General features: G+C 61.6%; 23 protein-coding genes and 4 tRNA genes. 12 read left to right on the top strand and 15 right to left on the bottom strand.

The annotated features are described in order from the left end of the window. Nucleotides 1–267: 267 nt before the first annotated feature. Nucleotides 268–1,614, bottom strand: a complete 1,347-nt coding sequence (locus tag KTN04_RS04525; protein WP_217334016.1) for a DEAD/DEAH box helicase — start codon at nucleotides 1,612–1,614, stop codon at nucleotides 268–270. Between the two features lie 332 nt (nucleotides 1,615–1,946). Here KTN04_RS04525 and KTN04_RS04530 point away from each other — a divergent pair, with 332 nt between their 5' ends. The 8 genes from KTN04_RS04530 (at nucleotide 1,947) to KTN04_RS04565 (ending at nucleotide 7,989) form a co-directional block, all read left to right on the top strand. After that, nucleotides 1,947–2,687: a glutathione peroxidase gene (locus KTN04_RS04530; protein ID WP_217334017.1), complete on the top strand. Its 741-nt coding sequence runs from the start codon at nucleotides 1,947–1,949 to the stop codon at nucleotides 2,685–2,687. Nucleotides 2,688–2,837: 150 nt separating this feature from the next. Then, on the top strand, nucleotides 2,838–3,323 hold the full coding sequence (locus KTN04_RS04535; RefSeq protein ID WP_217334018.1) for a C40 family peptidase: 486 nt from the start codon (nucleotides 2,838–2,840) through the stop codon (nucleotides 3,321–3,323). 441 nt (nucleotides 3,324–3,764) lie between these two features. Then, nucleotides 3,765–4,718, top strand: a complete 954-nt coding sequence (locus tag KTN04_RS04540; protein ID WP_217334019.1) for an ABC transporter substrate-binding protein — start codon at nucleotides 3,765–3,767, stop codon at nucleotides 4,716–4,718. Nucleotides 4,719–4,726: 8 nt separating this feature from the next. Next, nucleotides 4,727–7,510, top strand: a complete 2,784-nt coding sequence (locus KTN04_RS04545; protein ID WP_217334020.1) for an EAL domain-containing protein — start codon at nucleotides 4,727–4,729, stop codon at nucleotides 7,508–7,510. An 82-nt stretch (nucleotides 7,511–7,592) separates the two neighbouring features. Further along, nucleotides 7,593–7,680 (top strand) — tRNA-Ser (locus KTN04_RS04550). 23 nt (nucleotides 7,681–7,703) lie between these two features. Then, nucleotides 7,704–7,779, top strand: a tRNA-Asn gene (locus KTN04_RS04555). A gap of 43 nt (nucleotides 7,780–7,822) precedes the next feature. Next, a tRNA-Lys gene (locus tag KTN04_RS04560) sits at nucleotides 7,823–7,898 on the top strand. A 15-nt stretch (nucleotides 7,899–7,913) separates the two neighbouring features. Further along, nucleotides 7,914–7,989, top strand: a tRNA-Lys gene (locus tag KTN04_RS04565). A 109-nt stretch (nucleotides 7,990–8,098) separates the two neighbouring features. On the opposite strand, the gene greB is transcribed toward KTN04_RS04565, so the two are convergent. Further along, nucleotides 8,099–8,596: a transcription elongation factor GreB gene (greB, locus tag KTN04_RS04570; RefSeq protein WP_217334021.1), complete on the bottom strand. Its 498-nt coding sequence runs from the start codon at nucleotides 8,594–8,596 to the stop codon at nucleotides 8,099–8,101. Nucleotides 8,597–8,688: 92 nt separating this feature from the next. On the opposite strand from greB, the gene KTN04_RS04575 reads away from it, so the two are divergent. Both KTN04_RS04575 and KTN04_RS04580 read left to right on the top strand, forming a co-directional pair. Beyond that, a complete protein-coding gene (locus KTN04_RS04575; RefSeq protein ID WP_217334022.1) occupies nucleotides 8,689–9,114 on the top strand; it encodes a hypothetical protein in 426 nt (141 codons plus the stop codon). Between the two features lie 58 nt (nucleotides 9,115–9,172). Continuing rightward, nucleotides 9,173–10,090, top strand: coding sequence for a DMT family transporter (locus KTN04_RS04580; protein ID WP_217334023.1), 918 nt, complete (start codon nucleotides 9,173–9,175; stop codon nucleotides 10,088–10,090). On the opposite strand, the gene KTN04_RS04585 is transcribed toward KTN04_RS04580, so the two are convergent. From KTN04_RS04585 to KTN04_RS04635, 11 genes are all read right to left on the bottom strand, one after another. Continuing rightward, nucleotides 10,055–11,029, bottom strand: a complete 975-nt coding sequence (locus KTN04_RS04585; protein WP_217334024.1) for a zinc transporter ZntB — start codon at nucleotides 11,027–11,029, stop codon at nucleotides 10,055–10,057. The genes KTN04_RS04580 and KTN04_RS04585 overlap by 36 nt on opposite strands. A gap of 16 nt (nucleotides 11,030–11,045) precedes the next feature. Further along, on the bottom strand, nucleotides 11,046–11,435 hold the full coding sequence (locus tag KTN04_RS04590) for a hypothetical protein (RefSeq protein WP_217334025.1): 390 nt from the start codon (nucleotides 11,433–11,435) through the stop codon (nucleotides 11,046–11,048). Next, the gene (locus KTN04_RS04595) at nucleotides 11,404–11,700 is read right to left on the bottom strand and encodes a hypothetical protein (protein ID WP_217334026.1); all 297 of its coding nucleotides are present in this window, start codon (nucleotides 11,698–11,700) and stop codon (nucleotides 11,404–11,406) included. The genes KTN04_RS04590 and KTN04_RS04595 overlap by 32 nt, the downstream gene beginning before the upstream one ends. 3 nt (nucleotides 11,701–11,703) lie before the next feature. Then, nucleotides 11,704–12,534, bottom strand: coding sequence for a putative RNA methyltransferase (locus KTN04_RS04600; RefSeq protein ID WP_217334027.1), 831 nt, complete (start codon nucleotides 12,532–12,534; stop codon nucleotides 11,704–11,706). Continuing rightward, nucleotides 12,531–13,673, bottom strand: a complete 1,143-nt coding sequence (dapE, locus tag KTN04_RS04605) for a succinyl-diaminopimelate desuccinylase (RefSeq protein ID WP_217334028.1) — start codon at nucleotides 13,671–13,673, stop codon at nucleotides 12,531–12,533. The genes KTN04_RS04600 and dapE overlap by 4 nt, the downstream gene beginning before the upstream one ends. 81 nt (nucleotides 13,674–13,754) lie before the next feature. Continuing rightward, nucleotides 13,755–14,786, bottom strand: coding sequence for a 2,3,4,5-tetrahydropyridine-2,6-dicarboxylate N-succinyltransferase (dapD, locus tag KTN04_RS04610; protein WP_217334029.1), 1,032 nt, complete (start codon nucleotides 14,784–14,786; stop codon nucleotides 13,755–13,757). A gap of 64 nt (nucleotides 14,787–14,850) precedes the next feature. After that, on the bottom strand, nucleotides 14,851–15,201 hold the full coding sequence (locus KTN04_RS17025) for an ArsC family reductase (RefSeq protein WP_217334030.1): 351 nt from the start codon (nucleotides 15,199–15,201) through the stop codon (nucleotides 14,851–14,853). Nucleotides 15,202–15,211: 10 nt separating this feature from the next. Continuing rightward, entirely contained in the window at nucleotides 15,212–16,408 is a 1,197-nt protein-coding gene (gene dapC / locus KTN04_RS04620) for a succinyldiaminopimelate transaminase (RefSeq protein ID WP_217334031.1), read from the bottom strand. A 75-nt stretch (nucleotides 16,409–16,483) separates the two neighbouring features. Continuing rightward, nucleotides 16,484–17,860 (bottom strand): class II fumarate hydratase, encoded by a 1,377-nt coding sequence (locus tag KTN04_RS04625; RefSeq protein WP_217334032.1) that lies wholly within the window; start codon nucleotides 17,858–17,860, stop codon nucleotides 16,484–16,486. After that, the gene (locus tag KTN04_RS04630) at nucleotides 17,850–20,984 is read right to left on the bottom strand and encodes an efflux RND transporter permease subunit (protein WP_217334033.1); all 3,135 of its coding nucleotides are present in this window, start codon (nucleotides 20,982–20,984) and stop codon (nucleotides 17,850–17,852) included. The genes KTN04_RS04625 and KTN04_RS04630 overlap by 11 nt, the downstream gene beginning before the upstream one ends. Before the next feature lie 3 nt (nucleotides 20,985–20,987). Next, nucleotides 20,988–22,250 (bottom strand): efflux RND transporter periplasmic adaptor subunit, encoded by a 1,263-nt coding sequence (locus KTN04_RS04635; protein ID WP_217334034.1) that lies wholly within the window; start codon nucleotides 22,248–22,250, stop codon nucleotides 20,988–20,990. 189 nt (nucleotides 22,251–22,439) lie between these two features. Here KTN04_RS04635 and KTN04_RS04640 point away from each other — a divergent pair, with 189 nt between their 5' ends. Beyond that, entirely contained in the window at nucleotides 22,440–23,441 is a 1,002-nt protein-coding gene (locus KTN04_RS04640) for a hypothetical protein (RefSeq protein ID WP_217334035.1), read from the top strand. A gap of 2 nt (nucleotides 23,442–23,443) precedes the next feature. On the opposite strand, the gene KTN04_RS04645 is transcribed toward KTN04_RS04640, so the two are convergent. Beyond that, entirely contained in the window at nucleotides 23,444–24,136 is a 693-nt protein-coding gene (locus KTN04_RS04645; protein ID WP_217334036.1) for a hypothetical protein, read from the bottom strand. 114 nt (nucleotides 24,137–24,250) lie between these two features. Between KTN04_RS04645 and pdxH the strand changes: the two genes are divergently transcribed. Further along, nucleotides 24,251–24,898 (top strand): pyridoxamine 5'-phosphate oxidase, encoded by a 648-nt coding sequence (pdxH, locus tag KTN04_RS04650; RefSeq protein WP_217334037.1) that lies wholly within the window; start codon nucleotides 24,251–24,253, stop codon nucleotides 24,896–24,898. 102 nt (nucleotides 24,899–25,000) lie between these two features. On the opposite strand, the gene KTN04_RS04655 is transcribed toward pdxH, so the two are convergent. Then, nucleotides 25,001–25,195, bottom strand: a complete 195-nt coding sequence (locus tag KTN04_RS04655) for a hypothetical protein (RefSeq protein ID WP_217334038.1) — start codon at nucleotides 25,193–25,195, stop codon at nucleotides 25,001–25,003. Nucleotides 25,196–25,366: the final 171 nt, after the last annotated feature.

Consider the following 25,366-nt stretch of genomic DNA (forward strand, 5'->3'; position numbering starts at 1 on the left):
TGAAGATGTGCCATTCTATCAGCGATTCAGAGGGTTTTAAGTCCCGACAAGCTTGGGATAGTAGTTCTTTAGTCTAGGATTAGCAAAAAATTGTAGACATTGTTGCAGTTTCGTGGAAACTAAGTTGCATTATGCGCAACCTGTTGCCGTTCAGGTGGTATTAGGCGTGTGTCTACCGTCACATGCCCTCCGGGTTTTCAGCTCCCGAGCGTAGGCATAAAAAAACGGGCCTGTGGCCCGTTTCTGTAATCTACAAGGCTCGGCGGATCACCGAGGCTTTTTCTTCATCATCGGCATAGAACCATCGCCCAGAGAGGATGAGGCAGCATCGCTGCCGCGGCGCTTGCCGGTCTGCTTGCGATCAGTTGTACGCTGCTTGCCGGCAGGGCGTACACCTTTCTTACCGCCCTTGGTGTCCTTGCTGCCTTTGGTATCGGGCTTGCGCTTTTTGTTGCCGGCGGCCTTGCCGGACGCCTTCACTTTTCTGGGGCCCTTGTAGCTGCCTTCGACCCCCTTGAGGGTGCGGCGTTCGAACTCGAGGCGCAGGTAGCGCTCAATGCTGGCCATCAGGTTCCATTCATTGTGTGCAATCAGGCAAATCGCCAGCCCTTCGCGTTCCTGGCGGCCGGTACGGCCGACGCGGTGCAGGTGCTCGTCACCCTTGCGCGCCATGTCGAAGTTGATCACCAGGTCCAGGCCGTCGATGTCCAGGCCGCGTGCGGCAACATCCGTGGCGACCAGGATGTTGATTTTGCCACTGCGCATCAATCCCATGACGTGCTTGCGCTCGTCCTGGCTCATCTCGCCATGCAGTACGCCTGAGCGGCGGTTCTGGCGCTGCAGGCTTTTGGCCAGCCATTGGGCCTTGTCGCGGGTGTTGGTGAAAATAATGGCCTTGTCGTACTGCTCATGTGCCAGCAGCCACTCGACCAGGCGCTCCTTGTGCTTGTCGTCATCGGCCAGAATGATCTGCTGGCGAATGCGCTCCTGTGCGTTCTGCGGCGTGTTGAGCAGCAGTTCCTTCGGTTCGTTGAGCACCTGCGGCAGCAGGGCGCGTACGCCGGGGTGGGTCAGGGTAGCGGAAAAGACCATTGACTGGCGTTCGGGACGGCAGATATCCACGATCGCCATCACCTCGTCGCGAAAGCCCATGTCGAGCATGCGGTCGGCTTCGTCCAGTACCAGGAATTCCAGGTCGTCAAAGTCCAGTGTCCGGCGCTCCAGGTGCTCGGCCAGACGACCGGGGGTAGCCACCAGAATTTCAGGGTTCCTGCGGATTTCGGCCGCCTGCTCTTTGAAGCCGGTGCCGCCGCAGACGGTCATGCAGCCGATGCGGGTAAAGGCGGCCATGGACTTGACGGCTTCGCACACCTGTTCGGCCAATTCACGGGTGGGGGTCAGGATCAGACCCCGGGTGCCGATATTGGGGGCAGGCCGGTCCAGAAAGTGCTGCAGCATGGGCACAACGAAGGCCAGCGTCTTGCCGCTGCCGGTTTCGGCACCCACCATCAGGTCATGTCCTTCCATGGCCGGTGGCAGGGCGGCTTGCTGTACCGGTGTCGGTTGGGTAAAGCCCAGTTGGTCGATCGCCTTGAGCAGGCGGTCATGAAGCATCAGGTCTGCAAACACGTACTTTCACTCGCTTGAAATCAGATGCGCCTATGCTAGCAGAAAAGCGCGGCGCTGACTGCGCAGGGTCAAAAAATGAACGCAGCGGGCCAAGCCAGTCGCCATGCTGCCTGAGCGGCATTGGCGGAGGCTTGTCCATGGAGTTGTCCACATAATCTGTGCATAGTTTGAAGCGGGCAGACCAGGTATGGTCGGCTCGGGAAAGAAGGTGTTATTGATAGTTATTTGCTATCAATTTGGTTTAAATAGTTGATTGTATTTATTCACGCTGTGCTGGCATCCTGAATGCAATCTCATTCATGACAGGAGCCTCAACCATGTCACACCCCCGCGAAGGACAGCCGGTCCCTCAGGTCACCTTTCATACCCGCATCAACAACAACTGGGTCGATGTCACCACGGATGACCTGTTCCAGAACAAGACCGTGGTGCTCTTCTCGTTGCCGGGCGCTTTTACGCCGACCTGCTCGAGTACCCATCTGCCTCGTTACAACGAGCTGGCACCGGTACTCAAGGCCAATGGCGTCGACAGCATCATCTGCCTGTCGGTTAATGACCCCTTCGTGATGGACGCCTGGGCACAGGATCTGCACGCGGAGAATATCTACATGCTGCCCGATGGCAATGCCGATTTTACCGAGGGCATGGATATGCTGGTGGACAAGCATGAACTCGGCTTCGGCAAGCGCAGCTGGCGCTACGCCATGTTGGTGAAAAACGGCGTGGTGGAAAAAATGTTCGTGGAGCCGAACAAGCCGGGCGACCCCTTTGAAGTGTCCGATGCCGACACCATGCTCAATTACATCAACCCCCAGGCCAAGTGCCCTCACCGCATTACCCTGATCAGCAAGCCGGGCTGCGCCCACTGTGTACGGGCCAAGCAGGCGCTGACAGACAGGGGCATGAAGTTCGAAACCATCGAGCTGGGCAGCCACGGCGTCAGCTTTTCGACTCTGAACGCCCTGACCGGCCGTGGCACGACGCCACAGGTATTCGTGGACGGGGAGTTGATCGGGACCGCGGATGAACTGGAAGCCTGGCTGGCGCGCCTGGGCTGAACTTGTCCTGCAGTTCACTGACAAAAAACCGGAGCCTGGCTCCGGTTTTTTTGTGCCTTGCCGGGGAAACCGGACACAGACAGCCGAAAACCTGCTTGCTACATTACTTTCACGGCTGCCTGGTGGACGACCAACTTGTACGGAGACACCATGTTCGTATATTTCAACAAGGGGCGGGCGCTGCTGCTGCTCGGACTGATGCTGCTTGCCGGCTGTAGCTCGACCTCGTCGACTCGTTATGCCCCGGCGGCGGTGGATGATCCGGTGCGCAATCGTCTGCTGATCAGCTATTCGCAATGGGCCGGGACCCCGTACCGTTATGGCGGCGATGACCGCCGGGGCGTCGATTGTTCGGGGTTTATCCAGCAGGTGTATCGGCAACTGGACGGACGCCAGCTGCCGCGAACCACTGAAGCCCAGGCGCGGCTCGGCGACAGGGTCGCGCGCGACCGCTTGCGGCCGGCCGACCTGGTGTTCTTTCGAACCGGCTGGAAGCAGCGCCATGCCGGCATTTATCTGGGAGGTGGTGAATTCATGCATGCCTCTACCAGTCGCGGGGTCATGATTTCGCGTCTGGACAACCCTTACTGGGAAGGCAGCTGGTGGATGGCGCGGCGTTTGCCCGCTGACCGCTGAAGCAGGTTATCAACAGTGTAGGCACGGTAGGCCAAGCACTGAATTGGAGCAGTCGCGAAAATGTGGATGAACCGGCTTGATTATTTTGTTTTTCGGCCAGTTTGATGAATATTTGATCGGTCGCTTGGGGTTGACAAAAAGTCATGATTCAAAATTATCACCTGGACGTATAAGAAATGTACGACTTTTAAATTTTCTTTAAAATCAATATTTTATCAGATAGCTCTTAATGCTTTCCAAAACTTATCCTGTGGTTTATGCACAGAATGTGTGGGCAAAATACTTCGGGTTTTCAACAGCCGTGATCTCGGCGTCATCGTGTGGGCAATTGTGTGGGCAGGTTGATTTAGGCACCGGTTGGATTGTTCGTCGAGCTACTACCGCAGGTTTCGTCATGGCCCCTTTGAGGTAAACTGTTGCGCCATGACAAAGGAGAAGTGCATGAATGCTATCAGGCGGAGATGCCTGGCCTTGTGTGTATTGGCAGCTGTGCTGGCCGGATGCCTGTCGGCACCCGCGCCGGTTTTGAAGCTGGGAACCAATGTCTGGCCCGGTTACGAGCCTCTCTATCTGGCCCGGGAGCAGGGGGTGCTGGATGCCCGTCAAGTGGGCCTGGTGGAGCTGTTATCGGCCAGCGAAGTGATGCGGGCGTATCGCAACGGTGCCATCGATGCGGCGGCCCTGACGCTGGACGAAGTGATTACGCTGCGTGAAATGGGTATGCGACCGGTGATTGTTCAGGTTGCCGATATTTCCGCCGGGGCGGATGTCATCCTGGCCCGGCCGGGGCTCACCCGGGTCGAGGACTTAAGAGGACGGCGCGTCGGTGTCGAGGGTACCGCGTTGGGGGCTTACATGCTGTCACGGGCCTTGACGCTGAACGGCATGAATTTGAACGATGTCACGCCGGTGCAGCTTGAAGTTCACGAGCATCAACAGGCCTTTGTCAGCGGCAGTGTGGATGCCGTGGTAACCTTCGATCCGGTACGCAGTCAATTGCTGGAGGCCGGTGCTGTGCCGGTATTTGATTCCAGCCAGATCCCCGGTGAAATCGTCGATGTACTGGTGGTGCGTGAACAGTTGCTGCACAGTCACCATGCCCAGATCCAGCACCTGATTCAAGCTTGGCAGGCAAGCCTGGTGCGTCTCAAGGCGGATCCTGAAGCGGCGGCACGCATTATGGCAACGCGCCTGAAGCTGCCACCTGATGAAGTACTGCAGGGCCTGGGGCAACTTGAAATGCCGGGTGGGGACGCCAGTGCAGCACTGATGATTGGCGCGCCGCCCGTCTTGATGCAGCAGGCCGATCGGCTGGCATCGCTCATGCGTGAGCATGGCCTGATTCAGCAACAACCCGACCTGGAGGGGCTGATCTACAGCCGGTATCCCGATTGATGAGGTTCATGACAACTGTTCCGTTGCGCCGCCTGGTGCCCGTCACCATACTGGCCTTTGCACTGCTGACATTGGTCCTGGCATTTGTGGTGATCAAGCCCTATGTGGGCACGCTGTTGTATTCCAATCTTGAATCCGGCCTCAAATCGACCCTGAATCGGCTGCAGGGTGCCAGTGAATACATGCTTAGCAAGGGGGATCTGGAAGGACTGCGGCGTGAAGTGGCGGCGACCAGCGCTAACAGCGAGGTCAAGCACCTGCTGGTGGCGGATGCCGCAGGTCGGGTGCTGGCGGCCAGCCGGCTAAGCCATGTGGGCCAGCCGCTGGCCGCATTGCCCCTGCATGTGGATTGGCAGGTCATCAATCGCGGGGCACGTAGTTGGATGCCGGTATACAGACACGAAGATCAGGGCGAGAACACTATCTACGGTGTGGCACCATTCATCTATCCTGACCCTGAAAGCGGCTTCCGTGACCGCCGTGGGGTCGTATTGGTCGAGGTTGATATTGACCGTACCCTGAGTCAGATGTACTACCGCCTGGACCAGCTGTTCCTGTGGGTCAGTGTGGCGGTTATCGTGATGGCCGCTTTGGCTTGGTTACTGCTGGAGCGTGCCGTCAGTCGGCGTCTGCTGCGCATTACTCAGACCGTTCAGGGGCTGGCAGCCGATGACCTGAGTTGCCGGACAGGGCTGCAGGGGCAGGATGAGCTCAGTCAGATCGGCCAGACTCTGGACCGGATGGCGCAGCACCTGGAGCAGAACCGGCACCAGCTGCTACAGACCAACCGACAGATGGAAAATATCCTGCGCTTCATTCCCTCGATGGTGTACATCAAGGACCCCGACGGCTGTTACCGCTTGGTTAACGAACGTTTCATCCAAGTGCTGGGGGAGCCGGATGCGAATGGCAGTACCGTATTTGACCTGTTGCCCCAGCCCTATGCGGCTGACATCGCGGCGCGGGACGAGGACGTACTGCACACTGGTCGGGCGCATCAGTTTCAGATCAGTTTTCCGGTACAGGGTGAGCTGCACAACTGGTTCATGGTGAAGTTTCCGCTGGTGGACGAGCATGGTGGGGTCTATGCAATTTGCACCGTAGCCACGGATGTAACCGAGCAGGAACGCAACGAGAACCTGGCCCGGATTGCCCAGCGTATTTTTGAACACACGGCCGAGGGCATCATGATCACGGATGCGGATAACCGCATCGTGGACGTCAACCAGTCACTGATCACCATGACCGGGTACCGGCGCGAGCAGCTGCTGGGGCAGTCGCCGGCCATGCACAAGTCCGGTCAGCAGAGCAGCCGTTTTTATGCCCAGATGTGGGAGGCGCTCAACACCCGGGGCAAGTGGAGCGGGGAGTTGGTGAACAGGCGTGCGGACGGCCGCTGCTATCCGGTACGCCTGTCACTCAATACCATCACCAACCGTCAAGGCGAGCTCGATGGCTACTTCGGCATTTTCCAGGACATCACCGAAGAGAAGCGTTCCCAGCAGGACCTGCACCAATTGGCCTACCATGACATCCTGACCGGGTTGTACAACCGTACCGAGTTCATGCGTGTAGTGGACGCCGCGGTGGACAGTGGTGCGCGTTATCAGCAGCACTTTGGGCTGCTGTTCATCGACCTGGATCTGTTCAAGGAGGTCAATGACAGCTTCGGTCATGCCGCCGGCGATCGGCTGTTGTGTGAAGTGGCCCAGCGTCTGCGCGGTTGCCTGCGGGATTCCGATCGGGCGTTCCGACTGGGCGGGGACGAGTTTACGGTCATGTTGCCGGCTGTGCAGGATGACAGTGATATGACGGCCGTAGCCGAAAAACTGATCAAGCGCCTGAAAGCGCCGTTCATTGTCGATGGCCAGATCCTGTATATCGGCTGCAGTATCGGCCTGGTCAGTTACCCTCGTGATGGCGTCGACCGGGACACATTACTGGGACATGCCGATGCGGCGATGTACTTTGCCAAGGAGCAGGGGCGCGGCCGGTATGCGTTTTTCGACCCGCAGATCAATGCCCGCAACCAGCGCACCATGAAGATCAAGACTGGCCTGAATCAGGCGCTGGCGCGTAACGAGCTGAGTCTGGTGTATCAGCCGCGGGTGCTGGCGGATACGGAGCAGGTGACCGGCTATGAAGCCCTGCTGCGCTGGCACAGCCAAGAGCTGGGTGCCGTGTCACCGGCCGAGTTCATCCCCGTGGCCGAAACGACCGGCATTCTGGAGCAGATGACCGAGTGGCTGTTGCAGCGGGTGGTGGACGATCTCGGCAGCGCGGTACTGGGCGGCAAGCAGATCAGCGTTAACCTGTCGCCGCGGCAGTTCCAGACCGGTAACTGGGCCGATACGCTGCGCAGGACCATCGAACAGCACCGGCTGCAGCCGGAGCAGCTGTGTATCGAAGTGACGGAGAGTGCGCTGGTGGAAAACTTCCAGGCCACGGCACACCAGCTGGAAGAGGTGCAGGCGTTGGGTGTGGAGGTGGCCATCGACGATTTCGGTACCGGTTACTCGTCGCTTGAGTACCTCAAGCGGCTGCCGATCGACTACCTCAAGATCGATCGCTCCTTTGTCAGCGACATCGAAACCGATGCCGATGATCGGGTCATCGTGGAGACCATTATCGTGCTGGCGCATTCATTAGGGCTGCAGGTGGTCGCCGAAGGGGTGGAGACCCGTGCCCAGGCCGACTTCCTGCGCGCACGCGGTTGTGACGAGTTGCAGGGCTATCTGTTCTCGGCACCGCGCCCGCTGTCCGAATTGGGTGTACAACAGGTAAAAAATTAACCATTTCAGCCAATTATGCAATTTTTTTGGCAAGGGGTGTTGACAGGAAATCTTTAGGCGGTAGAATCTGCGCCCATCCTTTGGAGGGGTGGCTGAGTGGTCGAAAGCACCGGTCTTGAAAACCGACGAGTCGAGAGGCTCCCAGGGTTCGAATCCCTGCCCCTCCGCCACTAAGGATGATGATTTGGACAGTTCCTCGATAGCTCAGTTGGTAGAGCAGTAGACTGTTAATCTATTGGTCGCTGGTTCGAGTCCAGCTCGAGGAGCCAAATCATAAAGCCTGGCCTGTTTGGCCTGGCACACGCAAAGAGCGGGTCGTTAGCTCAGTTGGTAGAGCAGTTGGCTTTTAACCAATTGGTCATAGGTTCGAGTCCTATACGACCCACCACTCTTCGCAACCGGAGGGTCGTTAGCTCAGTTGGTAGAGCAGTTGGCTTTTAACCAATTGGTCATAGGTTCGAGTCCTATACGACCCACCATTTCCGGTTTCCTTTCCTGCATGTCTCCCGTACAGTCACCATCTTGAAGTGTACAGATCGCTATTGATCAATGATCGGCGTCCCTGCCGAGGCTTTGCGTTGCCGTCATTCAGTAATCGATGGCGATGATTTCCAGCCAGAGTTCGTCCGCATCCGCCCGTTCGAGGCATACCTCGTCACCGACCTGTTTTTTCAGCAGCTGTCGTGCCAGCGGCGCGTCAATGCTGATATGCCCCTTGGCGGGATCGATTTCATCGCCACCGACGATGCGATAACGCCGTTCCTGGTCCTCTTCGCCCACCAGCGTGACCCAGGCACCAAAGAACACACGGCTTGGGTCATCCGGTACGCGGTCGACCACCTTGATGTGTTCCAGTCGCTTGGACAGGTAGCGCACCCGCCGGTCGATTTCACGCAGCTGTTTCTTGCCGTAGATGTATTCCGCGTTCTCGGAGCGGTCGCCCTGGGCAGCGGCTTCCTTGACGGCCTGGGTGACCTCCGGGCGCTTGACCTTCCACAGGTACTTCAGTTCCTCGTTGAGGCGTTCATAGCCTTCCAGGGTGATATAGGGTGAGCTTTTCGGTTGTGGCGGTCGCCAGCGTCCCATGATGCACGTACCTCCGGCCTGTCTCGGGTAATGAAGAAAAGTGTAAAGAATTACAATCGGTTGCCGATATTACCAGCTCCAGCGGAGGTAATATGCAGACGGACAGTATTCAAACACGCATCGAGACCTATACGGCCTCACTGCCCACGGCGGTGCAGGCGCCCAATGGGGCCGAATTCGCGTTTCTGCTCAGCCTGATTGCTTCCAATCAGGAAATCTACCGTCCGGCTCCTCAGGCGGCGGCCGGTGCAGGCTTCGCGCTGCCCGAACCTGCCCTGAACTACCCCGATCCGGCGCAGCTGCATACGCCCACCGTTGTGGATCGCCTCAATCACTCGATCAACGACCCCATTCCCGGTGACTATGCCTTCATGGTCAGTCGACTGGATGTGCAGGCGCGTACCCCACGTGCCCAGGCCCTGGCATCCGACCGTTTCGAGCAGGTCGCCCTGTATGCGGCCAGCAATCTGGTCGACCAGATCGAAACCTCGCGCCAGAGTATCAGCGTCACAGCCTGACAGAAGCGTTCAAATATGCTCTCCTAGGCGTTTTTCAATTCGCCGGGATTCCTGTGGCATGTCGAACAAATCTCAATCCAGAGCCGTCCTGTTGGGCCTGAGTGCCGTGCTGCTCTGGTCCACCGTGGCTACCGCGTTCAAACTTTCCCTGCAGCAGATGAGTCCGCTGCAGCTGCTGGGCTGGGCCGGGCTGTTTTCCACCCTGGTGCTGATGGTTGGGGTCAGCTGGCAGCGAGGCTGGGGCGAACTCTTGGCCCAGGCCCGGCAGCGGCCGCTGTTTTACCTCGGGCTGGGGGTGTTGAATCCGGCGTTCTATTATCTGGTGCTGTTTCGGGCCTATGATCTGCTGCCGGCGCAGCAGGCGCAGGCGCTGAACTACACCTGGGCGCTGACGCTGGCGCTGCTGGCGGTGCCCCTGTTGAAGCAGCGCCTGCAGCGCGTGGATCTGCTGGCAATGCTGCTGGGCTACAGTGGTGCCCTGGTGATCGCTACTCGCGGGGATTTGCTGGGGCTGGCGTTCGATAGTGTGCCGGGGGTGATGCTGGCGTTGTTCAGCACCCTGATCTGGGCGTTGTACTGGATCCTCAACACCCGTGCCGAGGCCAGCCCGGCCGTGACGCTGCTGCTGTGCTTCCTGTGTGGCACGCCGCTGGTGTGGGGGCTGATGGCCTGGCAGGGAGAATGGGTACTGCCGGGCTGGCAGGGGCTGTTGGGAGCTGCTTATGTGGGGCTGTTCGAGATGGGGCTGACCTTCATGCTCTGGCTGGGCGCCATGCGGGCGGCGACCCATGTCAGCCGCATTTCCAACCTGATTTTTTTATCGCCGTTCCTGTCGCTGGTGTTCATACATTTCCTGCTGCACGAGCCGATCGCGCCCGCCACGTTCATCGGCCTGGCGCTGATCGTCACCGCCGTGGTCTGGCAGCAGCGGGCGGCGCGGTCAGAGCCAGCGCCAGCGACGGAACAGCCAGAATAGCCCAGCAACCATCAGCGTCAGGGCAACCAGGAACAGCACGAAGGCGTTGTCGTTGTCGGCGCCCGGGATACCGCCGACATTGATGCCGAGCAGGCCGGTGAGAAAGCCCAGGGGCAGAAACACTGCTGAGATGATCGACAGCACATACATGCGCTGGTTGAGCTGTTCGCCCTGCTGGCTGGCCAGTTCTTCCTGCGCCATGGCGGCCCGCTCGCGCAGCATGTCCAGATCCTCGATATGACGCAGCAGCCGGTCGCTGATTTCGCGCAGGGCCAACTTGGTATCCAGGGTCAGCCAGCCCAGTCGTTCGCCCTGCAGCTGGTTGAAGGCATCGCGTTGGGGGGCGTAATAGCGCCTCAGGCTGATGGTCTGGCGGCGCAGGGTGCGCACGGCCTGGCGCATCTCGCCACCGGGCTGGACCAGCAGATCCAGTTCCAGCTCCGATAGCGCATCGTCCAGCTGTTCCACGGTGGTGCCCATGCGCTCCACCAGACGGTCGTTGAGCTGCACGATCAGCTCGGCGCTGTTGGCCGGGCCGCAGCCCTGCTGGAGGTCGTCCAACAGACGGGTAATGGACATCAGGCGCCGCTTGCGGGTGGAGATGATACGGTTGGCCGACAGGCATAGACGAATCGAGACCATGTCCTCCGGGTCGGCACCGGGGTTGGTGTTGACGCCGCGCAGGGCCAGCAGCAGATACTCATTGAGCACGGCGGCACGGGGGCGGGTATTTTCGGCCAGCAGTGATTCCACGGCCAATTCGGGCAGGCCGCTGTGCTGCTCCAGCCAGGTGCGGCTGCCGGTATCGGTGTAGTCCAGGTGTAGCCAGAGGGTGCCCTGTTCCGGGCGCCAGGCGTCTACTTGTGCCGGTGTCAGGGGCTGGGCGCCACCTTGACCATCGAGCAGCAATGCATGCAGGGGATTCAGTTCGAGGGTCATGGCGGCTCTCCTTGAGTTATTCGGTACGCCAGGTGATCTTTTCGGTAGCGCCGTCTTCGATTTTCCACCATTCATCCGGGTCATCGCCGTCCTGCCAGCCGGACACAATGCAGCGCACTTGGGTCTGCAGGGAGCGGGCGGCCTCTTCGGCGCAGTCCAGGTCGCGCTGCCAGGGGGTGGCGTCGGAGCGGAACCAGACGCTGGTCCAGGCCTTGCCGACCGCCTTTTCATTGATCATCACCGGGACGCGGGCACCGTCCAGAACCGTCTGGAAGGCATGGAGGCCACCGCCGCCCGGCTGTGGTGTCAGGCTGTCGCAACGTGCCCGCAGCCAGTCCAGAATCTGCTCCAGAGAGCGGCCTTTGATATAGATTTCAATGTCGGGGTGGCGGGTGTCGTTGCTCATCGTTGTCGTCCAGAAGATGCCAGATGCGTAAAAGGCTCAGGCTGAGGTAGCCCAGTAGTGCGAGTATGCTGCCGAGGCCGAGCAGGATCAAGCCGGCCAGTGCTACCAGCTCGGCCTTGAGGCCGGGCGGCAGGCGGTGCTGGGCCAGCAGGATGCTGCCCATGCCGACGAAGAACAGCGCGGCTCCGCTGATCAGCAGGCGCAGGTTGCCTCTGGGGTCCTGCGCACGCCGGCGCAGCCAGGCTTTCAGGGTGGTTCCGCGCATGGCTCAGGCGCGTTTGCGGAACAGGGCGAGCCGGAAGTCAGCCTGCTCGTGCAGTTTGGTGCAGGCCGCCAGGCGTTGGCGCGCATCGGCCTTGAGGCGCTGGCCGTGCGGTGTCATTGCCAGCAGATCCTGCACGGTGTCGGGGCTGTCGAGTGTAAACTCGAATGCCAGCGCCTGTTCACAAACCGGCTCGAACCCGTCGGCCAGCTGGGCGGCCGGATCCAGCCCGCCGCCGTCGCGCACGTCGGTGTAGATCAATTGACGCAGGGCGCGCAGATGGTTCGCGCCTGGATAGACCACCAGCAGCAGGCCACCTGGCGTGATGACACGGGCCGTGGGGGCCGGCATCAGGCGGCTGAAGACCAGCGTGGCAGCGTCCACCGAGTCATCGGCTAGCGGAATATCGGCCCCGGTCGCCACCAGCCAGGTGATTGCCTTGTTGCGCCTGCAGGCGGTCTTGATGGCCTCCTTGGAAATGTCCAGTCCGGTCATCTCGCAACCCAGCTGGCGCTGCAGGCGGTCGGTATACCAGCCTTCGCCGCAGCCCAGGTCGAGCAGATTGGCCGCCTTTGCGTTGGGCAGCCAAGCCTGCAGCAGTTCACCAATGGCATCGCACAGGGGGGCATAGTACCCGGCTTCAAGAAAGCGCTGACGCGCCTGCACCATTTCGGCATTGTCGCCGGGGGCCTTGCTGCGTTTTTTCTGCGCCAGCAGCAGGTTCCAGTAGCCCTGGCGGGCCCGGTCGAAACTGTGGTTGTGGCCGCACTGCAGGCGCTTATCCACAGCCTCGAGCGGTTCGCGGCAGACCGGGCAGATCAGGCGGGTGCGGCTCATGCCTTGACCAGCAGGCGTGCGAGAATGTTTTCATACAGCGCCGAGAGATCATCCAGGTCACGGGTGCGGACACGCTCGTTGATCTTGTGGATGGTGGCGTTGCATGGTCCCAGTTCGACCACCTGCGCACCGGTGGGCGCGATGAAGCGACCGTCGGAGGTGCCGCCGGAGGTGGACAGCTCGGTTTCGTAGCCCAGCACGGTGCGGATTGATTCCCGTGCCGCATCCACCAGACTGCCGGCCGCGGTGAGGAAGGGGTTGCCGGAAAGAACCCAGTCGATGTCCCACTCCAGGCCATGCCGATCGAGGATGTCGCGCACGCGGGTCTTGAGTGCGTCCGCTGTCACTTCGGTGGAGAAGCGGAAGTTGAACGCAATATCCACATGGCCGGGGACCACGTTGGTGGCACCGGTACCGGCGTGGATGTTGGAGATCTGGAAACTGGTCGGCGGGAAGAATTCGTTGCCCTCGTCCCAGACCGTTGCAGCCAGTTCCGCCAGCGCTGGGGCGGCCTCGTGGATCGGGTTGCGCACCAGGTGCGGGTAGGCCACGTGGCCCTGGATACCGCGCACTTTCAGGGTGCCGCTGAGCGAGCCGCGACGGCCGTTCTTGATGATGTCGCCGACCTTGTCGGTGCTGGACGGCTCGCCGACGATGCACCAGTCGATCTTCTCGTTGCGCGCTTCCAGGTGATCGATCACGCGGGTGGTGCCGTTGACGAAGGGGCCTTCCTCGTCACTGGTGATCAGCAGGGCGATGGACCCCTCATGATCCGGGTGGTGTGCCACGAAGCGCTCCACGGCGGTCACGAACGCTGCCAGGCTGCCTTTCATGTCGGCGGCGCCGCGTCCGCACAGGTAACCTTCTTCAATGACCGGTTCAAAGGGCGGGAACTGCCACTTCTCTTCCGGGCCGCTGGGGACCACGTCGGTGTGGCCGGCAAAGCAGAACACCGGACCGCTGTCGCCGCGACGGGCCCAGAAGTTGGTCACTTCTTCAAACGGCAGGCGTTCGATCTTGAAGCCCAGGGCTTCGAGGCGGCTGATCATCAGTTCCTGACAGCCAGCATCTTCGGGCGTGACGGAAGGGCGGCTGATCAGATCCTTGGCCAGTTCAAGGGTCGGCGAAAGCTGTGTCATGCGAGGAGTCCTGTGTTGCAAACGGATAAAACCCCGCAGGCCGTGAGGCGTGCGGGGTAATGAGGGGCCTGCGACGAGCGCTTAGTTGTGCTTGTGCAGCTCGGCGTTCAGTTCGATCGCGCTCTGGTTGGTTTTCACCTCGATGCGACCGTTCTGGGAGTTGCGACGGAACAGCAGATCCGGTTTGCCGGCCAGTTCGCCCGCCTTGACTACACCCACTTCGTTGTTCTGGTCATCCAGCAGGGTCACCTTGGAGCCGCCGGTCACGTACAGACCCGCTTCGATGGTGCAGCGGTCGCCCAGCGGCAGGCCCAGACCGGCATTGGCGCCGAGCAGGCAGTTTTCGCCTACGGAGATGACCACGTTATTGCCACCGGAGAGGGTACCCATGGTGGAGGCGCCACCGCCGATGTCGGAGCCGTTGCCGACCACAACGCCCGCGGAGATGCGGCCTTCAACCATGCTCACGCCCATCGTACCGGCGTTGAAGTTGATGAAGCCTTCGTGCATTACAGTGGTGCCTTCGCCGACGTGCGCGCCCAGGCGGATGCGGGACGCATCACCGATACGGATACCGGCCGGTACCGCGTAGTTGGCCATTTTCGGGAACTTGTCCACAGACAGCACGTCCAGTACGCGGCCCTGGGCGCGGGCGGACAGCTGACGGCGCGGCAGGTCTTCCAGTGCCACGGCCCCTTCGCTGGTCCAGGCCACGTTCGGCAGCAGCGGGAACATGCCGCTCAGGTCGATGCCGTGCGGCTTGACCAGACGGTGCGACAGCAGTGACAGCTTCAGGTACACCTCGGCGGTCGTCTGCGGTGCGGCATCGGTTTCCAGGATGCACAGCACCAGCGGCTGCTGGGTGCCTTCCAGGATCTCGACCACTTCCGCCTGATCTTCGGCATCCACGGACAGGAACGCGGCTTCCAGTGCCTTGAGCTGGCTGGCGTTCAGTTCGATGGTCTGGTTGCCACCTGCGTAACCGACCTTGTCGGCCACGGCCGCGATCAGGGCATCGTCTGCATTCAGCAGCGGTGCGTTGTAGTACACCTCCAGCCACTCACCGGCAGAAGACTTGGTACCTACACCCAGACCCAGTGCGAAATTCGCCATTGTTTACTCCGTTGTTCTAGTCGTCAGAAAAGGTTCAAAAATTCGGTCGTGCGGCGCCGAGGGCTCAGCGCGCGAACAGGGCCGCGTACTGCTCGGCCTTGAAGCCCACTTCAACGCGGCCGTCCGCCAGTTCCAGTACCGGGCGCTTGATCAGCGTCGGCTGCTCCACCAGCAGCGCCTTCAGCGCAGCTTCATCGGTACTGGCCTTGATGTCGTCCGGCAGCTGGCGCCAGGTGGTGCCGCGCTTGTTCAGGACCTTGTCCAGGCCGAGCGCGGCGCACCAACGCTCGACCTGCTCGGCGCTCAGGCCCTGCTTGCGAAAGTCATGAAACACGAAGTTGATCGCTTCGGCTTCCATCCACTTGCGCGCCTTGCGCACGGTGTCACAGTTGCTGATGCCGTAAAGGGTGGTCACGCCGCGCTCCTCAGAGTGATTCGATGTAGCGGCGAATGCGTTCGGCCGCTTCGACACATTCGGACACGCTAGCCACCAGTGCCATGCGCACGAAGCCCTCGCCAGGTACCACGCCGTCCACTTCGCGGGACAGGTAACGGCCCGGCAGTACGGTCAGGTTTTGCTGTTCGAACAGTCCCTTGGCGAATGCGTCATCGGCGATCGGCGTCGGGGCCCAGAGGTAGAAGCTGGCATCGGACTGCTTCACGTCCATCACCGGCTGCAGTACGCGCAGCACGGCATCGAACTTGTGGCGGTACTGACTGCGGTTCTCCAGCACATGGCCCTCGTCGTTCCAGGCCGCGATGGACGCCAGCTGGTGCTGGATCGGCATCGAGCAGCCGTGGTAGGTACGGTACAGCAGGAAGGGTTCCAGCAGGCGGGCATCACCGGCGATGAAGCCCGAGCGCATGCCCGGCAGGTTGGAGCGCTTGGACAGGCTGTGGAACACGATGCAGCGGGCGTAGTCGTCGCGGCCCAGCTCGGCACAGGCCTGCAGCAGGCCGGCCGGCTTGTCATGTTCGTCCGGGTACAGCTCGGAATAGCACTCGTCGGAGCAGATGATGAAGTCATGCTCGTCCGCCAGCGCAATCAGTTTTTTCAGGGTCTCGATGCTGTGCACGGCGCCGGTCGGGTTGCCCGGCGAGCACACGAACAGCAGCTGGCAGCGCTGCCAGATCTCGTCGGGCACGGCGTCATAGTCGGGGATGAAGCCGTTCTCGGCCAGACAGTTCAGGTAGTGCGGCTCCGCACCGGCCAGGTAGGCGGCGCCTTCATAGATCTGGTAGAAGGGGTTGGGCGATACCACCAGGGCATCATCCTTGCGCTCGATGGCCGCCTGGGTGAAGGCGAAGATCGCCTCACGGGTACCGTTGACCGGCAGGACATTGCGCTCCGGGTCCATGCTGCCGCTGCGCAGTTCGAAGCGGCGCTCGCACCAGCCGGCAATCGCCTGACGCAGTTCGGGCATGCCCTTGGTTGTCGGGTAGTTCGACAGGCAATCCAGGTTGTCCGCCAGCACTTCGGTCACGAAGGGCGGCGCCGGGTGCTTGGGTTCACCGATGCCGAGCGAAATATGCTCGAGGCCTTGCGGCGGCTGGACACCGGCCTTGAGCACGGCCAGCTTTTCAAACGGGTAGGGCTGGAGTCTGTCGAGATCGAGGTTCATGCGCATTTCCTGTCAGACCCTGCAAAGTGCAGGGTTTTCGGTCACATTCAGGGGCGAAAGTATAGCGGATGGCGCCTATTCGGCGCCAGTGAGGTGACGTGGGTCGAGCAGTCGCTCGACCTCGTCGCGTGCCAGATCGGTCTGTTCCACCACCACATCCACGATCGGGCGGCACTCGGCATAGGCCTGCTTGGCCAGCGCGGCGGCACGTTCGTAGCCGATCACCCGGTTTAGCGCGGTCACCAGTACCGGGTTACGAGCCAGAGTGGCCTCGATATGTGCCTGGTTGACGGTAAAGCCGCTGATTGCCTTGTCCGCCAGGGCGATGGCGGCGTTGGCCAGCAGGCTTTCGCTCTGCAGCAGGTTGTAGCCGATCAGCGGCAGCATGGTGTTGAGCTGGAAGTTGCCGTGCTGGGCGCAGAGGCTGATGCTGGTGTCATTGCCGCAGATCTGGGCGGCGGCCATCATCACCGCCTCGCTGATCACCGGGTTGACCTTGCCTGGCATGATCGAGGACCCAGGCTGCAGTGTTGGCAGCTCGATTTCGCCCAGCCCTGCCAGGGGGCCGGAGTTCATCCAGCGCAGGTCGTTGGCGATCTTGAGCAGGCTGGTGGCGGCGGTCTTGAGCTGCCCGGACAGTTCCAGTGCCGTGTCCTGGGACGACTGGGCGGCAAAGTGGCTCTCGGCCGGTTGCAGGGTCAGCCCGGTACGGACACTGAGATGACGGCAGAACAGGCGGGAGAAGGTTTTGGGGGCGTTGACACCGGTGCCCACGGCGGTGCCGCCCTGGGCCACTTGGGCCAATCGCGGCCGTACGGCTTCCAGGCGTGCACAGTTGTCCTGCACCTGCTGCAGCCAACCGGAGATTTCCTGGTCCATGCGGATCGGCATGGCGTCCATCAGGTGGGTGCGGCCGGTCTTGGTGATGTGGCTCAGGGCCGAACGCTTGCGCCGCAGTTCACCGGCCAGATGACGCAGCGCCGGCAGCAGCCGGTTTTCCAGCTGCAGCAGGGCGCTGACATGGATACAGGTGGGGATGACATCATTCGAGCTCTGGCTCATGTTGATGTGATCGTTAGGGTGCAGGGCAAGCCCCGCGTCGCGCTTGACCAGGCTGGCCAGCACCTCGTTCATGTTCATGTTGGTGCTGGTGCCTGAGCCGGTCTGAAACACATCGACCGGGAACTGGTCCGCATGCTCGCCGGCAATGACGCGATCGGCCGCGGCGACGATGGCATCCGCTTCGGCTTTTTCCAGCAGGCCCAGTTCGGCATTGGCCCGGGCACAAGCCGCTTTGATCTGTGCCAGGGTGGCAATGAAGGTGGCATCGAGGCGCAGATCGCTGATTTGAAAGTTATCCACAGCGCGCTGGGTCTGGGCGCCGTAAAGGGCATCGGCGGGGACGTCAACGGGGCCCAGGCTGTCATGTTCCGTACGGGTGTCAGGTTTCATGTCGGCTTTCCTTCTCGATTGACGGCTGCCCGGCGGCAGTCGTGCGGCGTAAGGGATTGAGCTCTTCCAGTACACTCAGCATGGCCGGTACCACTACCAGAATCAACAGGGTGCCATAGGCCAGGCCGAAGACGATGGAGGTGGCCATGGGGATTAGAAAGCGCGCCTGCAATGAAGTTTCAAACAGGATCGGTGTCAGGCCGCCGATGGTGGTCAGGGAGGTCAGCAGCACCGCGCGCAGGCGCTGACAGGCCGCTTCGGTAATGGCGGCCTGCACCGCCATGCCTTTGTCTCGCAGGGACTTGTAGAAGGTCACCAGCACGATGGAGTCGTTGATGACGATGCCAGACAGGCCGAACAGACCGAACAGGGACAGCACGGTCAGATCCTGACCGGTCAGCAGGTGGCCAAAAATCGCTCCGGTCAGGCCCAGCGGAATGGCCAGCATGACGACCAGCGGCCAGCTCCAGGCGCCGAACACCCAGGCCAGGATGATGTAGATCAGCGCCAGAGCCAACACCAGGCCTGCTTTCATGTCCGCCAGGGTTTCGCGCTGGTCGCGGTTCTTGCCCTCGAAGCTGGCCTGAACGCCGAAGCGGCTGGTCAGGGACGGCAGGGCCTCTGCCTGCAGCCGGGCGATGACCTCGTCGGCATTGGTCTGTGCCTCGTCCAGGTCCGCCGACACGTTGAGTGCCAGCTGGCCGTCAATGCGTTGCAAGCTGTCCAGACCGGGGCGGGGCTGAAATTCGACCACGTTGCCGATGGGGGTCACCCGGCCGTCGGGCAGTACGATGGGCAGGGAACTCAGGGTGCTGAGGTGGTCGCGCCGGGCATCAGGCAACATCACGCGGACTTCGATCTCGTCGCGGCCGGCGTAGAAGGTTTGCACCGGCAGGCCGTCAAAGGCGGCCCGCAGCTGTTGCCCCAGGGTTTCCAGCTGGAGCCCGGCCGCCCGTGCCGCCGGCGTGAGGCTGAAGATCAGCTGGGAGCGGCCCCAGGGCAGATCGTCGTCGATGTTGGACAGGCCGGCGTAGCGGCTCAACGTATCCTGCAGGGCGATGGAGGCTTGCTTGAGAGTGCCCACGTCCGGGCCGGTCAGCTTGATCTCGATCGGCTTGCCCGGCGGACCGGCCTGGGCCAGATCGATGCTGAACTTTTCGATGCCTGCCGGCAGCTGGATACGTGCGCGCCACTGTTCAATCAGGGTCTGATTGCGCACCTCGCGGCTGTCGGCCGGGATCAGCTCCACGTACAGTGAACCATAGGCTTCGCCGGTAAAGGCGGTGGCGCTGCTGCGCGGGAAGTTGGCCATGCCGGACTCACGCAGTGCCACCTTAACCAGTCCGCCACCCAGCGCGGCGTCGGTGCGGGCCAGGGTTTGATCCAGGTGGGCCAGAAAACGGTCCACCTGGGTGGCAGGAGTGCCGGCCACGAACTTGACGTTGGCGGTGAGCGTGTTGGTGTCGACGCTGGGGAAAAAGGTGAACTGCAGTCGTCCGCCGGCAATCAGGCCCACGCCAACGATCAGCAGGCCCAGGGCGCAGGCTAGGGTTGTGCCGCGATGCCTGAGGGCTAGGGTCACGAAGGGGCGAAAGTGCTGCTCGCGCAGGCGTTCGAAACCGGCATCCAGGCGCTGGCGCAGGGCCGAGGGGCGCAGATCCTGCACGCTGCGCAGGCTGTGGCTGAGGTGACCGGGCAGAATCAGCAGGCATTCCAGCAGCGATGCCAGAATCACGCAGATCACCACGGTGGGAATGTCGATCAGGATATTGCCGATGATGCCGCCGACCAGCAGCAGCGGCAGGAAAGCGGCAATGGTGGTCAGCGAGGATGCTACCACCGGCGCGGCCATGCGTGTGGCCCCGCCGATGGCGGCCTGCAGGCCGGGTTCGCCGCGCTGCACATGGGTGAGGGTGTCTTCGCCCACCACGATGGCGTCATCGACGATGATCCCCAGAGCCATGATGAAGGCGAACAGGGACATCATGTTGATGGAGCCGCCAATGCCCCAGAGCACCGCCAGCGCGGTCATCAGAGAGACCGGAATGCCCACGCTGACCCAGAAGGCGACACGGGCATTGAGGAACAGAAACAGAATCAGTACCACCAGAATCAGCCCGCTGACGCCATTCTTGATCAGCAGCTGAATACGGTCGTTGATCAGCTGCCAGCTTTCGTTGAAGGCGATCAGACGGGTGCCTTCCGGTAGCGTCGGGCGGGTCTCGGCCAGCCAGCGGTTGAGGATCTCGGCGGCCACCAGGGTATCGTCGCTTTCGGTGCGCTTGAGCTGCAGCATCACCGCGGGCTGGCCCTGCCAGGACAGCAGCACCGGCTCGTCCCGCGGGCGCTGGCTGACCTGGGCAATATCGCCGACCCGGACCAGGCGACCCTGGTCATCGGCCAGCAGGGGCAGCTGACGAAAGCCCTCGGCATCGCGCTGCTGGCCCAGGCTGCGAATCTGGCGGGCGCCCTCGTCGCGGGCAGCCGTGCCCGCCGGCAGATCCAGGCTCTGCTGGCGGATGCGACCGGCGATATCGTGCAGGGTCAGGCCCAGCTGTTGCAGCTGTTCGGGCGGTACCTGAATGGCGATTTCCTGCTCGGGCAGGCCGATGAAGTCGATCTTGCGCACCCCCTGTTCCAGCAGCGCCTGCTCCAGCCGGTAGGCCAGGGGGCGCAGCTCCTGCAGCGAGGCACGATCCGAGGTGAGGATGACATCGGAAATGCCCTCGTAACGGATCACCTTCTGTACCAGGGGTTCCTCGCTGTCAGTGGGCAGATCGGCGCGAATGGCATCGATCTTCTGCCGCACTTCGGTCAGGGCGTAGTCGACATCCGTACCTTCCTCCAACTCGACGCGGAAGGACGCCATGCCCTGGCTGGCGGTGGCGTAGAGGGTATCGATGCCGTTGACGGCGCGCAGTTCCTGCTCTACCGGCAGCAGGATCGAACGTTCCACATCCTCGGCGCTGGCGCCGCTCCAGACCACCTGAACGGTGACAATGTCGAGATCAAAGGTCGGGAAAAACTGGGTGTTGAGGTTGCGCAGGCCGAAGAGGCCGGCCAGCAGCAGCAACAGCATCAGCAGGTTGGCGGCGACACGGTGGCGGGCAAAGCGTGCAAGCATGATTTAGTCCACCACGTTGACCGGCAGGCCGCCGATGGCGTTGGGCAGCTGGGTGGTGATGATGCGATCACCCGGCTGCAACGAAGGGCCCTGCAGCAGGACCTGCTCGCGGCCGTCTGCCAGATAGCGTTGCCCGACCAGCTGTACCTCGACCGCTTCCAGGCGGTCGTCGTCCGCCAGGCGATACACGCGGTCCTGGCCATAGAGTGCATCCGGTGGCAGTGCGAACAGCCCCGGTTGGGGCGGTAGTTGCAGGCGCAGACTCAGGGTGCGACCGGGCGTGGGCGGTGTCGTATCCCCGGACAGGGCAAAGAGCGCATCCATGCCGGCCTGCCCCGGATTGATGCGGGCGCTCAGGCGCTGCAGCTGCAGTGTCAGGGGCTGGCCGTCCAGTGTGGCGTCGGCTTTGAGCGGTTGACCGGCCGCATGCAATGCCTGGCGCACCACCGGCAGCAGGGCGGCCGGAATCTGGGCGCGCAGCTGCAGGCGGTCGACGTCGTACAGGGTCAGCAGGGGATCGCCGAGGCGGGTACGGTTGCCCACGGCGGTATCGATGCTGACAATACGGGCATTGAAGGGCGCGGTCAGCGCGGTGCGGGACAAGTCCAGCTCGGCCTGCTCCAGCAGGGCCTGGATGCGGTCCCGTTCGGCTTGCAGCTGGGCCAGCCGGTGCGGATGATCGGCAATGGCCTGGCGGCGTGCCCGTATGGCCAGGGCCTGCTGGCGGGTGGTCAGGCGGGTGTTGTCGAGCTGTTCCTGGCTCAGCAGGCTCCGCGCCTGCAGACGTTCGGCCCGGGCCACGCGCTCCTGATTCAGGGCCAGTACCTCCAACTCCAGTGCCAGCGAGCGCTGGTCGCTGCGATGGCGATTGTGCTCGGCGTCGATGCGGGCGTCGATGGCGTCCCGCTCAGCCTGACGCTGGCGCTGCAGCAGTGCGGCTTCGCGCCGATCCAGCTGCAGCAGTGGCGCCCCGGCAATCACGGTCTCCCCTTCCTGCACCAGGATGGCGATCACATCGGCATTCAGGGCACTGCTCAGGCGGGTCAGTTGCGGCGCCTCGAATTGGCCGTAGAGCTCCAGCTCGGGGGCGGCAGTAACGGGCGCCAAGGTCTGGCGGGTCACGTTCCAGCGCTTGATAGCCGCATCCTGCGCCTGGGGGGCGCTGCGGGTCTTGATCAATGCCAGCGTTACCAAGGCGGCAAGGGCTAGAATCAGCAGGGGCAGGAAGGGTTGCAGCCGTCGCGTCGTTCGGGAGATATCACGCATTGATGATCCTTGATCAACGAAGTGAAAGTCGGGATGCGCGGGGCATCTCGGCCCGGAAGAAGCGTTCATCATATGAGAAAATGCTAATCGTATCCACGAACCGACAGCCTGTTCCGGGCGGCTTATGCCCCGGCCTCAACTGGTATAAACTGATGTTTCACAATGACCGAGCCGAACACAGGATGTCCCATGAGCCTATTGACCCGTTGGCCCCGCAACCAGCTCTGCCTCAGCGAAGAAGAACGCCGACACGCCGTTCAGGCGGTTGAGCAGGCCTTTGCCGCGACGCTGGAATCGCTCAAAGTCGATATCGGGCTCAAGGAGCTGTTCGAGGCGATCTATGTGCCCCTGGCGGCCTGGATCCTGGCGCGTCAGCGTCAGCAGCAGGGGCCGCTGGTATTGGGCATCAACGGCGCTCAGGGAGCGGGCAAGTCGACCCTGTTCAACCTGCTGGAGGTGATTCTGGGCGAGGGCTTCGGCCTGCGTGTGGTCGGCTTCTCCATCGATGATCTGTACAAAACCCGTGCCGACCGCGAGGCGATGGCCGAGGCGATCCACCCGCTGTTCGTGACCCGTGGCGTGCCGGGCACCCACGACGTGCAGTTGGGCATGGACATTCTCGACAGCCTCTGTGCTGATGACCCCGAGCGGATTACCAAGATTCCAGTGTTCGACAAGTCGATCGATGACCGCTGCCCAGACTTCGTCTGGCAGGAGTGGGTGGGCGGTGCCGACCTGATCGTGTTCGAAGGCTGGTGCGTGGGCGCGCCGCCGCAGCCGGACGACTCGCTGGCCGAGCCGGTCAACTCGCTGGAGCGTGACGAAGATCCCGACGGCATCTGGCGCCGCTATGTCAACGAACAGCTCAAGGGGCCCTACCGCGAGCTGTTTTCACGCCTTGATGTGCTGCTGATGCTGTGTGTGCCGAGCATGGATGCCGTCTACGAATGGCGCTCGCTACAAGAGAAGAAGCTGGCCGAGCGGGTGCAGTATATCTATGACACCCAGCAGCCTACCGACCATCTGCGCATCATGAACGAACATGAAATCAAGCGCTTCATTCAGCATTACGAACGCCTGACCTGCGCCATGCTGCAGCAGTTGCCGGATCAGGCCGACGTGACCCTGTTCCTGAACGAGAACCACAAGGTAGCCGACATCCGCATCCTCAAGCCGTTGCGCGATTGCTGAAGTCAGATCGGCAACAGGGTGGTCGAGGCGATACCGTGCACCACGGTATTGATGGCACGGTTGGTCGAATCGGAAACGATGCGCGCCATCATGTCCTGGTGCGCGATCAGCTTGCCCAGCAGCCGTTCGAAACTGAGGTTGGTCGGATCGTTGGCCAAGAGGAACGGCCTGCCATTGGGTTGGCGGTAGGTATTCAGGCGCCAGGCCACGGCTTCCAGATTGCGGGCAGTATTGTAGAGCTTCTGCTGGTCGATTTCGTTCAGCAGGTAGAACTCGTCACGATAGTTGTAGGACGCATGCAGCATGCCGCTGATACCGATCATCAGGGCAAACACGCGATCCCCCCTGAACGCCGGGTCGAACGCCAGCGGAATCGCCTTTTCGGCATAGCGGTTGCCCAGCTCGGCATGGGTGATCAGCCGGGGCGAACCGAACAGCAGCTCCAGGCGCCGCTCCACCGTCATGCCGGGGACCTTGGCCAGCTCGCGCGGGTTGCGCTTGTACAGCTTGATGGTCAGCTCCCGGGCTAGCCGGTTGACGGTTTCGATATGGAGGTCGGTGACCATGTCGATTTCCGACTTGGCCAGGTTCTTCAGCTGGAAGGGCCTGGGCTTGCCCTGGCTGACACAGCCGCTCAGCACCAGAGTGGCGGCGAGGGCAAAGATCACAGGGCGGCAACAGCGTGGCAGGGCCATTGAACAAACTCCATGGTGGGTGGACGACCTTAATGCTCCATGCATGATCCCGGGCAGTATAACCTCGGGCCGATGGTTTATAGTACAGGCCTGTGTCAGTCCGAGGAGAGAGCGATGAGCAATACCACCGAGATCAGTGATCTGAGACGCGAATATGTGGCCCAGGGGCTGCACCGTGATGAGATGCAGGCTGACCCGCTGAACCAGTTTGAACGCTGGATGCAGGCAGCGTTACAGGCCCACCCGGACGACGCCACATCGATGACGTTGGCAACCGCAGATGCCGAGGGCTGGCCGGCAGCGCGTATCGTGCTGCTCAAGGGGTATGACGCCGATGGCTTCAGCTGGTTTACCGACTTTCGCAGCGACAAGGGGCAACAACTGGCGCAGAACCCCAAGGCCGAGCTGATGTTCTACTGGCGCGGGCTGGAGCGCCAAGTGCGGATCCGCGGGCGCGTTGAGCAACTGCCGTTCAGCGAGGGCGAAACCTATTTTCACCGGCGTCCGCGTGGCAGTCAGCTCAGTGCCGCCGCCTCGACCCAGAGCCATCCGGTTGATCACCGTGCTACCCTGGAGCAGCGCGTGATTGAGCTGGATGAAGCCCATGCCGGGCGTGATATCCCCTGTCCGCAGACTTGGGGGGGGTATCGCTTGAGAGCGCAGCAGATCGAGTTCTGGCAGGGACGGGAAAACCGCCTGCACGACCGCTTCCGCTATACCCTGACCGACCAAGGCTGGCAGTTGGAACGCCTGCAACCTTGAGATGCACATGGGCCGGGTCTGGTGCCCGGCTCAGGTTGTGCCCTGTTCGATTATCGCCGTTCAATCATCTGCATAGTGACCAGTTGAGCCTTAATCGGCGGCTCATTGGCTGCGCTTGGCGTCCAGGCGGGTCTTGAGTGCCGCTTCCACGGCATCCAGCTTGGCCCGCATCTGGTCAATGTCGTGCGTGTCTTCGTTGGAAGGAGAGTACTGAAAGACATCCAGCATCTCGACGAGGAAGCTCTCCTCGTTCATTTTGCTGATCTGCTCGGGAGTCCAGTGTTTGCTCTTGTACATGCCGCAACTCCTGTCGTGAGGGTGTACTTCACATATTGGTCGCTTCGCCACGTTTTGCAAGTGAATGAAACGCGTTTATGTGTCTTTACAAACCCGATCAATTCTGATTGAGCCAAGTCAATAAACCCTACTACGGATGGGAGTACTCTGAATTCATCATTTGAAACAGCA

It is taken from the genome of Marinobacterium weihaiense (genome assembly GCF_019061305.1).
Lineage (GTDB): Bacteria > Pseudomonadota > Gammaproteobacteria > Pseudomonadales > Balneatricaceae > Marinobacterium > Marinobacterium weihaiense.

What these genes read in the sequence shown, in the direction of transcription:
- KTN04_RS04525 (WP_217334016.1), bottom strand. Translation starts at nt 1,614, where the DNA reads ATGCTTCATGACCGCCTGCTCAAGGCGATCGACCAACTGGGCTTTACC.
- KTN04_RS04530 (WP_217334017.1), top strand. Translation starts at nt 1,947, where the DNA reads ATGTCACACCCCCGCGAAGGACAGCCGGTCCCTCAGGTCACCTTTCAT.
- KTN04_RS04535 (WP_217334018.1), top strand. Translation starts at nt 2,838, where the DNA reads ATGTTCGTATATTTCAACAAGGGGCGGGCGCTGCTGCTGCTCGGACTG.
- KTN04_RS04540 (WP_217334019.1), top strand. Translation starts at nt 3,765, where the DNA reads ATGAATGCTATCAGGCGGAGATGCCTGGCCTTGTGTGTATTGGCAGCT.
- KTN04_RS04545 (WP_217334020.1), top strand. Translation starts at nt 4,727, where the DNA reads ATGACAACTGTTCCGTTGCGCCGCCTGGTGCCCGTCACCATACTGGCC.
- greB (WP_217334021.1), bottom strand. Translation starts at nt 8,596, where the DNA reads ATGGGACGCTGGCGACCGCCACAACCGAAAAGCTCACCCTATATCACC.
- KTN04_RS04575 (WP_217334022.1), top strand. Translation starts at nt 8,689, where the DNA reads ATGCAGACGGACAGTATTCAAACACGCATCGAGACCTATACGGCCTCA.
- KTN04_RS04580 (WP_217334023.1), top strand. Translation starts at nt 9,173, where the DNA reads ATGTCGAACAAATCTCAATCCAGAGCCGTCCTGTTGGGCCTGAGTGCC.
- KTN04_RS04585 (WP_217334024.1), bottom strand. Translation starts at nt 11,029, where the DNA reads ATGACCCTCGAACTGAATCCCCTGCATGCATTGCTGCTCGATGGTCAA.
- KTN04_RS04590 (WP_217334025.1), bottom strand. Translation starts at nt 11,435, where the DNA reads ATGAGCAACGACACCCGCCACCCCGACATTGAAATCTATATCAAAGGC.
- KTN04_RS04595 (WP_217334026.1), bottom strand. Translation starts at nt 11,700, where the DNA reads ATGCGCGGAACCACCCTGAAAGCCTGGCTGCGCCGGCGTGCGCAGGAC.
- KTN04_RS04600 (WP_217334027.1), bottom strand. Translation starts at nt 12,534, where the DNA reads ATGAGCCGCACCCGCCTGATCTGCCCGGTCTGCCGCGAACCGCTCGAG.
- dapE (WP_217334028.1), bottom strand. Translation starts at nt 13,673, where the DNA reads ATGACACAGCTTTCGCCGACCCTTGAACTGGCCAAGGATCTGATCAGC.
- dapD (WP_217334029.1), bottom strand. Translation starts at nt 14,786, where the DNA reads ATGGCGAATTTCGCACTGGGTCTGGGTGTAGGTACCAAGTCTTCTGCC.
- dapC (WP_217334031.1), bottom strand. Translation starts at nt 16,408, where the DNA reads ATGAACCTCGATCTCGACAGACTCCAGCCCTACCCGTTTGAAAAGCTG.
- KTN04_RS04625 (WP_217334032.1), bottom strand. Translation starts at nt 17,860, where the DNA reads ATGAAACCTGACACCCGTACGGAACATGACAGCCTGGGCCCCGTTGAC.
- KTN04_RS04630 (WP_217334033.1), bottom strand. Translation starts at nt 20,984, where the DNA reads ATGCTTGCACGCTTTGCCCGCCACCGTGTCGCCGCCAACCTGCTGATG.
- KTN04_RS04635 (WP_217334034.1), bottom strand. Translation starts at nt 22,250, where the DNA reads ATGCGTGATATCTCCCGAACGACGCGACGGCTGCAACCCTTCCTGCCC.
- KTN04_RS04640 (WP_217334035.1), top strand. Translation starts at nt 22,440, where the DNA reads ATGAGCCTATTGACCCGTTGGCCCCGCAACCAGCTCTGCCTCAGCGAA.
- KTN04_RS04645 (WP_217334036.1), bottom strand. Translation starts at nt 24,136, where the DNA reads ATGGCCCTGCCACGCTGTTGCCGCCCTGTGATCTTTGCCCTCGCCGCC.
- pdxH (WP_217334037.1), top strand. Translation starts at nt 24,251, where the DNA reads ATGAGCAATACCACCGAGATCAGTGATCTGAGACGCGAATATGTGGCC.
- KTN04_RS04655 (WP_217334038.1), bottom strand. Translation starts at nt 25,195, where the DNA reads ATGTACAAGAGCAAACACTGGACTCCCGAGCAGATCAGCAAAATGAAC.